Annotated in this window: 11 protein-coding genes; 9 read left to right on the top strand and 2 right to left on the bottom strand. The window is 71.4% G+C overall.

The features are described 5' to 3' along the window. Window positions 1-900: 900 nt before the first annotated feature. Entirely contained in the window at window positions 901-1,935 is a 1,035-nt protein-coding gene (locus ABZX96_RS05150; protein WP_355538011.1) for a biotin--[acetyl-CoA-carboxylase] ligase, read from the bottom strand. A 130-nt stretch (window positions 1,936-2,065) separates the two neighbouring features. Here ABZX96_RS05150 and ABZX96_RS05145 point away from each other — a divergent pair, with 130 nt between their 5' ends. The 9 genes from ABZX96_RS05145 (at window position 2,066) to ABZX96_RS05105 (ending at window position 11,517) form a co-directional block, all read left to right on the top strand. Continuing rightward, window positions 2,066-3,673, top strand: coding sequence for an acyl-CoA carboxylase subunit beta (locus ABZX96_RS05145; RefSeq protein WP_355538008.1), 1,608 nt, complete (start codon window positions 2,066-2,068; stop codon window positions 3,671-3,673). A gap of 434 nt (window positions 3,674-4,107) precedes the next feature. Continuing rightward, entirely contained in the window at window positions 4,108-4,311 is a 204-nt protein-coding gene (locus ABZX96_RS05140) for an acyl-CoA carboxylase epsilon subunit (protein WP_355538074.1), read from the top strand. A 264-nt stretch (window positions 4,312-4,575) separates the two neighbouring features. Beyond that, window positions 4,576-4,704 carry a hypothetical protein gene (locus ABZX96_RS05135; protein ID WP_355538005.1) on the top strand — a complete coding sequence of 43 codons (129 nt, stop codon included), beginning with the start codon at window positions 4,576-4,578 and terminating at the stop codon, window positions 4,702-4,704. Between the two features lie 239 nt (window positions 4,705-4,943). Beyond that, window positions 4,944-6,416 carry a penicillin-binding protein 2 gene (locus ABZX96_RS05130; protein WP_355538002.1) on the top strand — a complete coding sequence of 491 codons (1,473 nt, stop codon included), beginning with the start codon at window positions 4,944-4,946 and terminating at the stop codon, window positions 6,414-6,416. Window positions 6,417-6,606: 190 nt separating this feature from the next. Next, complete coding sequence (locus tag ABZX96_RS05125; protein ID WP_355537999.1) at window positions 6,607-7,218, top strand: nucleoside triphosphate pyrophosphatase; 612 nt, start codon at window positions 6,607-6,609, stop codon at window positions 7,216-7,218. Between the two features lie 252 nt (window positions 7,219-7,470). Next, entirely contained in the window at window positions 7,471-8,253 is a 783-nt protein-coding gene (locus ABZX96_RS05120) for a hypothetical protein (RefSeq protein WP_355537996.1), read from the top strand. 136 nt (window positions 8,254-8,389) lie between these two features. Continuing rightward, window positions 8,390-10,048, top strand: a complete 1,659-nt coding sequence (locus ABZX96_RS05115) for an alpha/beta hydrolase (protein ID WP_355537993.1) — start codon at window positions 8,390-8,392, stop codon at window positions 10,046-10,048. Window positions 10,049-10,224: 176 nt separating this feature from the next. Beyond that, window positions 10,225-10,809, top strand: a complete 585-nt coding sequence (locus ABZX96_RS05110; RefSeq protein WP_355537990.1) for a hypothetical protein — start codon at window positions 10,225-10,227, stop codon at window positions 10,807-10,809. 183 nt (window positions 10,810-10,992) lie between these two features. Further along, window positions 10,993-11,517, top strand: coding sequence for a hypothetical protein (locus ABZX96_RS05105; protein WP_355537987.1), 525 nt, complete (start codon window positions 10,993-10,995; stop codon window positions 11,515-11,517). Window positions 11,518-11,601: 84 nt separating this feature from the next. On the opposite strand, the gene ABZX96_RS05100 is transcribed toward ABZX96_RS05105, so the two are convergent. Then, complete coding sequence (locus ABZX96_RS05100; RefSeq protein ID WP_355537984.1) at window positions 11,602-12,126, bottom strand: hypothetical protein; 525 nt, start codon at window positions 12,124-12,126, stop codon at window positions 11,602-11,604. Window positions 12,127-12,497: the final 371 nt, after the last annotated feature.

Below are 12,497 nucleotides of genomic sequence, written 5' to 3'. Positions count from 1 at the left end.
GTTGGCGCCGGCGGCCGGCGCCGGTCCGCCGGGCGCGCCGTTCTTCGCGGCGTTGCTCGCGCCGTTGCTTGCGGCGGCACCGTCGCCGCGGGTGGCGGCGGCGTCACGTGGGGCGACGTCCGTCTCGCGCGGAACGGCCCCCGAGTCGTCGGCGGTCACCGCCCGCTCCCTGTCCGATCCCTGCGCACTGCCCTTCCGATCACTTCTCGCTCGTGTCCGCTGCACGGCGGATCGCCTCAACGATACGGCAGGTGTGCTCTGGCTCACTCTTCCGTCCCACCCCTATCGCCCCGATCGCCCCATAAGAGCGATTGGTCCAGCCCGCGCGTCCACCAGGGACGCGTCACGTCCACACGTCCGCCGACGACGGTTTCCCGGCCACGCGTCCACTGCTGGGGGTAGCGGTCCGGCACCGTCCCGGCCCCTTACGGGAGAACCCGGGCCGGGACGCGTCGCGTCCCGTAGGGGCAGAATCCCGGTCGGTCACGGAACCGTCCCGTACGGAATCAGACCCACCTCTTACGGAAGAGGCCATTTCTGCCGGGCGCTTCTGGTTGGTCCCCCGAGCCCTTCCGGGCAGCGGCGGCCTTATGGGAAAAACCGCCCGGGGCCCGACTCCGTACGGACGCCGCCCCTCCCTGGGAACCCGGCCCGTACGGACACCGCCCCGCCCTGGGAACCCGGCCCGCACGGACGCCGCCCCACCCTGGGAACCCGGCTCCCTACGGACGCCGCCCCGCCCGGGAAGCCCTTCCCCACCGGTCTCGCCACCCCTGGAGGGCGTCCCTTACGGGCTCGGCTCGCGGAAGCACCCCGCCCCCGCCGTCCCCTACGGGGAAACCCGCGATTCCCCGCAGGGCTCCGGCCCCCTACGGGAAACCCCGTCCCTCGCCCCGTCCCTCACCCCCTCCCCCAGCCGCCCTCCCCCGGACGCAGGTGGACGATGTCCCCGGCCGAGACCGGCTGCTGCACGCCGTCCTCCGTGGCCAGGACCAGCCGGCCGTCGCCGTCCACGGCCACCGCCTCGCCGGACAGCACCCGGTCGCCGGGGAGTTCGGCGCGGACATGGCGGCCGAGGGTCGCGCAGCCCGCCGCGTACGTCTCCTGGAGGCGACTGTCCGCCGGGTCGCCGTCGGCGTGCTGCCACTGGCCGTACCACTGCTCCAGCGACCGCAGGACGGCGCGCAGCAGCGGGTCCCGGTCCAGGTTGCGCGCGCCGGCCATGGCGAGCGAGCCGGCGCCCGGCACCGGCAGTTCGTCGGCGCGCAGCGAAACGTTCAGCCCGATGCCGAGGACGACGCCGTCCGCGGCGCGCTCGGCCAGGATGCCGCCGGCCTTGCGCTCCTCGCCCGCCTCCACGTCCACGGTGCGCAGGTCCGCCGGGCTCTCGGCCGCCGGGCAGGTCACCAGCAGGTCGTTGGGCCACTTCAGCGCGGTGTCCACGCCGGCCGCCCGGGACAGCGCGGTGGCGGTGGCGACCCCGGCGAGCAGCGGCAGCCACCCCCAGCGCTCCACCGGCACCCGCGGCTTGAGGAGGACGGAGAAGAACAGCCCGGAGCGCGGCGGCGCGGACCACCGCCGGTCCAGCCGTCCGCGCCCGGCCGTCTGCTCCTCGGCGACGAGCACGGCGCCCTCGGGCGTGTTCGCGGCCCTGGCCGCCAGGTCGGAGTTGGTGGAGCCGGTGGCCGGGACGACGTCCAGGGAGGTCCACAGCCCGCCGGGGCGCACCAGGGCGCGGCGCAGCCCCATCGCGTTCAGCGGCGGCCGGTCCAGGTCGGACCAGCGCCCGCCGGACGCGGCGGACCCCGGCCCGGCAGCGTCGGCACCGGCACGCCGCGTGCCTTCGGGGCGCGCGTCGGGACAGTCGTGCGCGCGGGGTTCCGGGCCGTCGTCCGGGAGGTCTTTGTCCTGGTTTTCCGGTGGTTGAGGCGTCATGGGCCCAGCCTAGGTGTGGTCAACGACGCAGTGTCACCGGACGGACCCGCGGTTACGCTACGAGTTGGTAGCCGAACCCGTATCACCCTCGTACGAGCACCAGTCCAGGACGAGCAGGAGCCGCATCCCGATGTCCGAGCCGGAAGCACCCCCCGTCAGCAACGCAGACATCCACACCACCGCGGGCAAGCTGGCCGACCTGCGGCGCCGGATCGACGAGGCCACCCACGCCGGCTCCGCCCGCGCCGTGGAGAAGCAGCACGCGAAGGGCAAGTTGACGGCCCGTGAGCGGATCGAGCTGCTGCTCGACGAGGGCTCGTTCGTGGAGCTGGACGAGTTCGCGCGGCACCGCTCCACCAACTTCGGCATCGAGAAGAACCGTCCCTACGGTGATGGCGTGGTCACCGGCTACGGCACCGTCGACGGCCGCCCCATCTGCGTGTACTCGCAGGACTTCACCATCTTCGGCGGCTCGCTCGGCGAGGTGTACGGCGAGAAGATCGTCAAGGTGATGGACTTCGCGCTGAAGACCGGGTGCCCGGTCGTCGGCATCAACGACGGCGGCGGGGCGCGCATCCAGGAGGGCGTGGTCGCCCTCGGGCTCTTCGCGGAGATCTTCCGGCGGAACGTGCACGCCTCCGGCGTCGTCCCGCAGATCAGCCTGATCGTCGGCCCGTGCGCGGGCGGCGCGGTCTACTCCCCCGCCATCACCGACTTCACGGTCATGGTCGACCAGACCTCGCACATGTTCATCACCGGCCCGGACGTCATCAAGACCGTCACCGGCGAGGACGTGGGCTTCGAGGAGCTGGGCGGCGCCCGGACGCACAACACCACCTCCGGCGTGGCGCACCACATGGCGGGTGACGAGAAGGACGCCATCGAGTACGTCAAGGCGCTGCTGTCCTACCTGCCGTCCAACAACCTCTCCGAGCCGCCGGCCTTCCCCGAGGAGGCCGACCTGGAGACCTCGGACACCGACCGCGAGCTGGACACCCTCATCCCGGACTCGGCGAACCAGCCGTACGACATGCACACCGCCATCGAGCACGTGCTGGACGACGGCGAGTTCCTGGAGACCCAGGCGCTCTTCGCGCCGAACATCATCACGGGCTTCGGGCGGGTCGAGGGCCATTCGGTGGGCATCGTGGCCAACCAGCCGCTGCAGTTCGCCGGGTGCCTGGACATCAACGCGAGCGAGAAGGCCGCGCGCTTCGTGCGCACCTGCGACGCGTACAACATCCCGGTCCTGACCTTCGTGGACGTGCCGGGCTTCCTGCCGGGCACGGACCAGGAGTGGGACGGCATCATCCGGCGCGGCGCCAAGCTGATCTACGCGTACGCCGAGGCCACGGTGCCGCTGATCACCGTCATCACCCGGAAGGCGTTCGGCGGCGCGTACGACGTCATGGGCTCCAAGCACCTGGGCGCCGACCTCAATCTGGCCTGGCCGACCGCCCAGATCGCCGTCATGGGCGCGCAGGGCGCGGTCAACATCCTGCACCGCCGCACGCTCGCGGCCATCGAGGACCCGGCCGACCAGGACGCCCGGCGCCAGGAGCTGATCCAGGAGTACGAGGACACGCTGCTCAACCCGTACGTGGCGGCCGAGCGCGGCTACGTGGACGCGGTGATCATGCCGTCCGACACCCGCCGCCACATCGTCCGCGGGCTGCGCACGCTGCGTAACAAGCGCGAGGCGCTGCCTCCGAAGAAGCACGGCAACATTCCGCTGTGACGCGCGGTGCCCGCCCTCGCCGCGAGGCGGGCGGCGGGGCGCGATGCCGATCCCGTACGGCTGCCCCTTCCGGGACCACCGGTAGGGGGCGCCCCCTCCGGGGCATCCCGTACAGGTGACCCCTCCGGGCCGTTCCTTACGGGGCATCCCGTACGGGACGTTCCTTACGGGGCACCCCCACCGGGACGTTCCTTACGGGGCACCCCGTACGGGCCGTCCCTTACGGGTCTCGCCCGTAAGGGACCGCCTCTCCGGGCCGGCCCGTACGGGATGGGCACACGGCCCCTGGCACGTCACCGCACGCACGCCCGTCCGCGACGCGGGCAACCGGCCCCGTCGCACCCCGCCCGAAGGCCCGAAGGAGGCAGCAGGCGATGCCGTACTCCCCTGGGGGCACCGGCCCCCATCCGTCCCCCGGCGATCCGCACGCCCCGATCCGCGTGGTGCGCGGCAATCCGACCCCCGAGGAGCTGGCCGCCGCCCTGGCGGTGGTCCGAGCCCGCGCGGCGGCCGGTACGGCCGTCGCGCCCGGCCCCGAGCGCACGGACGAGTGGGCGTCCCCGGCCGCCGCGGTCGCCGCGCGCCGGATGCCGCGCCCGGCCCCGGGAGCGTGGCGGACCAGTTTCTGGCCGCGCTGAGCGGGGCGGACGCCCGGCGAACAGGGCGGACGCCCGGCGAACAGGACGGATCCGGCCAACCTGACGAGCACGCCGATCCGGCCCGGCCCGTGAGGTCCACCCGCCGGCCCGACGGCGTCCGCGGCGTCCCACCGGTCCGCCCACCGGTCCGCCCCTACGCCGTCCGTCCACCCCGCCCTCCGTTCCTCCGTGTGGCCATCCCCACCAGGCGCCTGAGTACGCGTACTCAGGCGCTGGGGGTGTTCGCGGGCGGAGGATCGAGGAATGCTGTGGTCCGACCCGCCCGACGAGCCCCCTGAGGAGCTGCGCCAAGCGCAGGCCATGCTCCGGCGGATGGGGATCGTGATGGCCGTGGCCGCGGTGATCCTCATGTTCATGGTGGGCGGCCACTGAACCGGCTCCGGGTGCTACGCCCGTAGACCGGCCCGCGTCCGCCGGAGGCCCGGAGCCGGAAACCGGAAGCCCGGAACCGGAGGCCCGGAGCCGGAAGCCCGAAATCGGAAAACGGCCGAAACCCGTCACACCGCAACCACCACCCCCCTCGAACGCATCTTTCACCCTTGGAGCACCATCAGGACGTCCGTACGTCGCAAAGGGATGAAGGACGGAGTGAGAGACGGAGTGAGGGAACGATGAACAGGCCGCTCAGACACATAGCCGTCTTCTGCGGGCTGCTCGTGCTCGCCTTGATGGTGCGTGGTACCTGGATCCAGTTCGTGCAGGCGGACGCGCTGGCCAGCGACAAGCACAACCGGCGCGTGGTCATCTCCAGGTTCGCGGAGCCGCGCGGCAACATCATCGTCGGCGGGAAGCCCATCACCGACTCGGTGGAGGTCGCCGGATCCGACTTCAAGTACAAGCGGGTCTTCAAGGACGGCCCGATGTACGCCCCGATCACCGGGTACTCCTCGCAGGCCCAGGGCACGACCTTCCTGGAGGGCGTCTACGACGAGTTGCTCTCGGGCAAGGACAAGCGGCTGTTCCTCAACCGGGCCAAGGACATCATCACCGGTGACAAGCCGCGCGGCGGCGACGTGATCACCACGATCAACGAGAAGGCCCAGCGGGTCGCGTACAAGAGCCTGACCGACCTGAAGGCCAACGGCGCGGTGGTCGCCCTGGAGCCCGCCACCGGCAAGATCCTGGCCATGGCGAGCACGCCGTCGTACGACCCCTCCGTCTTCTCCGGCAGTTCCTTCGCCGAGGGCCGCAAGTTCAAGGAGCTGGACAACGACAAGTCCAAGCCGCTGAACAACCGGGCGACCCGCGAGATCTACCCCCCGGGCTCCACCTTCAAGATCCTCACCGCCGCGGCGGCCCTGGAGCACGGCACGGTCGGCGACATCAACGCCCCCTCGGGCGCCCCGGCCCCGTACACGCTGCCCAACACCAGGACCTCGGTCGGCAACGACGTGCCGAACTCGATGTGCGACAAGGTGTCGATGAAGGTCGGCATGCAGTGGTCCTGCAACAACGTCTTCCTGGACGCCGCCAAGAACGTCGGCGTCGACAAGATGCGCGAGACGGCCGAGAAGTTCGGCTTCAACAAGGAGATCTTCACGCCCGTCCGCACCACCGCCAGCGGCTACCCGGAGAAGCTGGACAAGCCGCAGACCGCCCTCACCGGCATGGGCCAGGGCAGCCTGACCAGCACTCCGCTCCAGATGGCCATGGTGGTCGCGGGCATCGCCAACGACGGCAAGGTGATGAACCCGTACATGGTGGACGAGCTGCGTGGACCGGACCTCTCCACGCTGGAGAAGTTCGCGCCCAAGGAATACAGCCAGGCCGTCTCCGAGCGCACCGCGAAGCTGGTGCAGGAGATGATGGTGAACACCGCGGAGAACGGCACCGCCAAGAAGGCGCTGATCGACGGCGTGACCGTGGGCGCCAAGACCGGCACCGCGCAGCACGGCGCGAACGTCCGGGACGAGCGGCCGTACGCCTGGTTCGTCGCGTACGCCAAGAAGGGCAACGAGACGCCGGTCGCGGTGGCGGTCTTCGTGGACCCCAAGGACATGGACATCCCGCGCGCGGAGATCGCGGGCGGCAAGCTGGGCGGCCCCATCGCCAAGAAGGTCATGGAGGCCGTGCTGAACAGGTGAGCCGAGGCGGGGGGCCGGGCCGGGCCTGCGTGCTCAGGCCGGTCTGCGTGCTCAGGTCGGTCTGTGCCCACAGGTCGGCCTGCGTCCTCAGGCCAGTCTGTGTCCATACGCCGGAGGGGCGGGGCCCGCACCCGCCCCTCCGGGCGGTATGCCGCCTTCGTCCCCTCCCCGCCCCTCTACGATGGCCGTCATGACCGAACAGCCCCGCCGTCGCCTCGTCCTCGCCTCCCAGTCCCCCGCCCGCCTCAAGCTGCTGGAACAGGCCGGGTTCGCCCCGGAGGTCGTGGTCAGCGGCGTGGACGAGGACGCGATCACCGCCGACACCCCCGACGCGCTGGCCCGCGTCCTGGCCGAGGCCAAGGCCGACGCGGTCTCCGTACGCCCCGAGGCCGCCGACGCCCTGGTCGTCGGCTGCGACTCGGTGCTGGAGCTGGACGGGCGGGCGCTCGGCAAGCCGGTCGACGCGGAGGACGCCACGACCCGCTGGAAGTCCATGCGCGGCCGGGAGGGCGTGCTGCGCACCGGCCACTGCGTGATCGACAACCGAAGCGGCCGGCGGTCCTCGGCCACCGCCTCCACCACCGTCCGCTTCGGCGAACCGACCGACGCCGAGATCGCCGCGTACGTCGCCACCGGCGAGCCCCTGTACGTCGCGGGCGCCTTCACGCTCGACGGCCGCTCGGCACCGTTCATCGACGGCATCGACGGCGACCCGGGCAACGTCATCGGCCTGTCCCTCCCGCTCCTGCGCCTGCTGCTGTCCGGCCTCGACGTACGGATCACGGACCTCTGGTCGCAGTGAGGACGACGCGGCCTCGGCCGCGTTCCCGACCCTTCACGGCCGGGCGCCCTCGATCGCGTTCCCGACCCCCACGGCCGGGCGCTCCAGGAGGGCGCCCGGCCGTCTCCGTCGCGCGGGGCGGGAGGCCGGAGGGGGCGTCGTTCGGCGGTGCCACGTAAAAAAACCTCTCGGTACGAGTCACAGGTCAGCCGATTCCCGGGCGTTGATAACCTGCCTGCGCCATGACAATGTCGGGGGAAAGGCAGCACGCGAGTGTCCGGCAAGACAGCGGTTGATCCGGCCGAGTTGCGCGCGTCCGCGCAGGCCGAGGACGCGATAGCGGACGACATGAAGGAACCGAACGACAAGGCCGTCTCCACGTCCAAGGATGCCGCCCAGGCGCTCACGGGCTGGGCCGCCGGGAAGGCCCTCCAGCAGCTCGCCGACAGTTGGAAGCCCTCACTGGACGGCATGCACGCCCGCGCCAAGGCGGGCGCCAACAACCTGCGCGCCACGGCGTCCGGCCATGAGTGGAACGAGGAAGACACCTACCGGGACTTCGAGAAGAAGGGCGCCGAGACGCAGACCCAGTCGGCGCTGCGGACGATGAGCGCGCCCGCCGGCGGCCCCGGCGCCATCGGCGGCCCGGGTGCGGCGGGCTCCGAGGGCACCCACCCCATGCCGAACGCGATCCGCCCACCCGGCCTCAGCGACATCGGCGGCCCCGGCGCCGCCGGGTCCGAAGGCACCCACCCCATGCCGGGCGCGGACCACCTCCGCCCGGACAACGGCACCATCGGCGGCCCGGGAGCGGCCGGATCCGAGGGCACCCACCCCATGCCGAACGCGAACCGCCCACCCGGCCTCAGCGACATCGGCGGCCCGGGAGCGGCCGGATCCGAAGGCACCCACCCCATGCCGGGCGCGGACCACCTCCGCCCGGGCAACGGCGGACCCGCGTACACCGGTCCCGACCCCGGCGCGAAGTGGACGCCGGAGGACATGGCGAACGCCAAGCCCATGGCGACGCCGACCGGGAACTCGCCCTTCGGGTGAGCCGCCGCCGGCCGTCCCCGAAGACGTGGTTCCGGGGGCGGCCTCCGCGGGCGGACGGCCCGCTCTCTCATGACACCGACACGGGAAACCGCTCCAACGGGGGAAAGCGCACGTGAGCTCCATCTACGCACGTCTCATGAAACTGGACCTGTCCGATGTCGAGGAATCGGCCGCGGCCTGGCGGAAGCTGTCCACCACCATGGACACGCTCACCGACCGGCACCGCACCAAGGTGACCGGCCCGCTGCACGCCAACTGGAAGGGCGATGACGCCAATTCCGCCCTCTTCTTCCTCGAAGACCTGGAGAAACGCTTCGGCATCGCCCGTACCGAGGCCATGGCCATCGCCGAGGTCATCACCGTCGGGCACGCCAAGCTCCAGGACGCCCAGCGGAGCCTGCGCGAGAGCGTGAAGAACGCCGAGGCAGAGGGTTTCGTCGTCAAGGACGACGGCAAGCTGGACACGTCGGCGCGCCAGAAGGAGGCCACGTCCGGGGACGACGTCCAGGCACAGGCCGACCGGGCCTCCCTGTCCAACCTGATGGGGATCTACCAGCGCGAAATCAACATCGCCCTCGACTCCGCCAAGGAGGCCGACGACGAGCTCGCCAAGAACCTCGGCATCCTCGACGGCGACATCCTCCAGGGCAACATCGACGACTCGGGCGGCGAGGCCCAGCACGACGTCGCCCAGCTGGGCAAGACGATGGACAAGCTCGCCGCCCCCGTCGCACCGGAGGACCCCAAGGAAGCCGCGAAGTGGTGGAAGGACCTCCCGGAGGAACAGCGCACCTCCCTCGCCGCCCTCCACCCCGAAGTGATCGGCAAGGTCGACGGCCTGCCCTCCAACGTCCGCGACGACGCCAACCGGCTCGCGCTGGAGCAGGAACTGAGCGCGCTGGAGAACTCCGAGTACCACGACAAGTACTCCACCGACGACTACAACAAGCGGCTGAACAACCTCCTGACGCTGCAACGCGAGATGGACAAGCGGGACGGCGAGACCGGCCGCAAGCAGCTCTACCTGCTCAACTTCGACTCCGAGGGCGACGGCCAGGCCGTGATCGCCCAGGGGAACCCGGACACGGCGGACAACGTCGGCGTGCAGGTGCCCGGCACCGACACCACCATGGAGTCCACCGGCGGGCAGCTCGACCGCATGGACAAGCTCCAGCGGGCCGCCATGCGCGAGGACCCGAACGCGAGCACGTCGATGGTCTACTGGCTCGGTTACGACGCCCCGGAGATCCCCGTCTCCCAGGCCGCGAACCTCTCCGTGGCCGGTACCGGGCGCGCCGAGGACGCCGCGCCGGACCTGCGGAACTTCACCCACGGCCTGCGCGCCTCGCACGAGGGCGACAGCCCGGCCCACCTCACCGTGCTCGGCCACAGCTACGGCTCCACCGTGGTCGGCGCCGCCGCCGCGCACGACGGGGGCCTGGGCGCCGACGACATCGCCGTGGTCGGCAGCCCCGGCATGACCGTGCGGAAGGCGGAGGACCTCAACATCGACCCGGACCACGTCTACGTCGGCCGGGCGAAGGACGACGGCATCAAGTGGGCCGCCGGTGCCACGCTCGGTTCCGACCCGGCGATCACGGACATGTTCGGCGGCCACCGGTTCAAGGTCGACACCGAGGGCCACAGCGGCTATTGGGACGAGACGAAGGACGGCCCCAGCCAGAGCCTCGCCAACCAGGGGAAGATCATCGCGGGCTCCAAGCCGACACCCGCCCCCAAGGAGACCATCGGCGACCCGAACCGCCCGAACATCCCGTTGGGCCCGCACCCGTGAGCCGTGGTCCATCCGGCACGCCACCGGAGGACCCGGGGCCGTCCGCCACGGCCCGCCCGGGGCCAGAACCGTCCGGCGGCGTCCGAGCGCACCGGCGCCCGCCCGGCGGTTTCCCGGTGTCACGGCGCCCGCCCGACGGTGTCCCGGTGTCACGGCGCTCGTCCGGCGATGTCCCGATGTCCCGGCGCCCGCCCGGCAGCTTCCGTACGCCCCGGCCTCCGTCCGGCGCGGTCCCGCGCCGCCGGAGACCGCTCTCCCTCCTCCTGATCGTCCTGTCCCTCCTGTTCACCGGAGCCTGCGTGTCCCAGCCGTCCGACGACATCAACGCCCCCCTGCCGCGCAAGAGCCGGGCCGACGCCCTCGCGTGGGCCAAGCAGTACACCTCGACCATGGCGCACTACGCCGAGGTGGCGATCGCCGACGGCCCCGGGCCGTTCACCGACTTCGAAGCGTGCGTCGGCAAGCACGACGAGGTGGCCGAGGACGGCCGCTTCAGCCTCACGTACACCGTGTACGCCCACCTCCCGCGCGAACAGCACATCGCGGCGGTCCGCAAACTGCGCGCGGCCCTGAAGGACCACGGGGTGGACGTCTCCGACTACACCGAGGAGACGGACGCGCACAAGGTGACGCTCTACGGCAAGCACACCGCCGAGAAGTTCCTCGTCATCGCCGACACGGTGAAGCCACCGAACACCCTGCGCCTCTCCGTCAGCACCTCCTGCTTCCTCCCCCCGGACGCGAAGCAGCAGCAGTTCTGAACCGACCTGGAAGGCTCCGGCGATCCCAAGCGACCGGGGCACCACGCGGTGGGGGTCGGGGACACACCTCCGCACGTGTCCGCAACCCCCACCGCCTCACGGAAACGCCTGACGCGGACGCCTGACAACGACATCCCGCGGCTCCCTCGGACAACGGCGAGCAGCCCGCGAAGGGACACCACTTTGGCCACCGCCCGTACCGCGCCGCGCGTCCTGTGCGTCGCCGCGCTCTTCCTCACAACAGCCTGCATGTCCGGCGGCGCGGACATCAACGCGCCACTGCCCCGCAAGAGCAGAGAAGAAGCGCTGCGCTGGGCCCAGCAGTACACCCGGGCCATGGCGCACGACGCGGACGTGAAACCGGCACCGAAGACCGAGGTGAAGCGCTTCCACAACTGCGTGGGAAAGAACGACGAAGTCGCCGAGGACGGCCGTTTCACTCTCACGTATCACATCGAGGGGGACCTCCCGCGCGACCGGCACATAGCCGCCGCCCGAAAGCTTCGCACGGCCTTGGAGCAGCACGGCATCACCGGGATCACCACCACGGAGCGCCCCCAGGACTCGCGCCCGGTGGACATGCGGGGCCACAACAAGAAGGAGAGGTTCCACGTCCGCCTCTACAGCCTCGACAACCCCGACCAGCTTCAGTTCACGGTGACGACCTCCTGCTTCCTCCCCCCGGACGCGAAGCAGCAGCAGTTCTGAGCGCCGGACGGCGGGGGCGGGCCGGGCGCAGTCAGTGGGTGGCGGGCCGGGCGCACTCACCTGTGCTCGTCCCGCCCACGCGCCTCACGTGGACGCCGGGGCCGGGCCTCCCGGTTCACCGCCGCCGGAGCCGGGGTCCGCGGTTCCGCCGCCGTCCGACGGGCCGTCAGTAACGTCACCGGCCTTGCCCCCTGGCGCGCCGTCCGCCACCCCGTCCGTCTCCCCGTACATCATCAACGTCAGCACGATCAGGCCCACCACCGCCATCATCACCACGAACGCGGCCCACCCGAACGGCCCCACCGTGACGGCGGCGAGCAGGCCGTGGACGACGGCGCAGGTGATGAGGACGATGCGGGCGAAGCGGCCGGGGGCGTGGTCGCGGAGGCCGCAGCGGGCCAGCGGGTAGGCGCAGGCGAAGAGGAAGAGGGCGAACAGGCCGCCGCCCACCCAGGCGCCGACGGACATCACCCCGGGGTCGACGCCCGCCAGTGACATCTGCTGCCGGTCCACGACCAGGCCCAGGATCCAGTTGAGGAGCAGGATTCCCAGGCCCTCCAGGACCAGGAGCACGGCCGCGGCCAGGGCCACGGATTTGCGTGCCGCCACCCGCGCCCACCCCCTTCCGCTGTGCCTGTTACCGCGAGTACAGAGGACATCGGGCACGCTACTAACGGGTAATAGGCAGGGCAAGGGGTCTGCGCCGGTCGCGCGGGGACGGGTCGCCGACGGGGAACGGCGGCAAAGTTTCCTTCGCCCATTCGTAGGGACTCCACAAAGAAACCACTCCCCGGTAATTACGCGCCCGCAGTGGTCCCGATCATGGGGAAACCCCTAGTTTTCCCCCGACCGAGGGCCTCACCTGGGGGTATATAGGGAGTAAGGCGTCCCGGGAGGCCCCGGGAGGCATTCCGTGTGGGCAAGCTCACCCCTGGGTACGGGTCGGCACGCGGTGTCGCCATTCCCTAAACTCGGCTTGT

It is taken from the genome of Streptomyces sp. NPDC003077 (assembly GCF_040611095.1).
Taxonomy (GTDB): Bacteria; Actinomycetota; Actinomycetes; order Streptomycetales; family Streptomycetaceae; genus Streptomyces.
The sequence above is the reverse complement of the archived record's forward strand: the minus strand, read 5'-3'. Positions and strand labels throughout refer to the sequence as shown.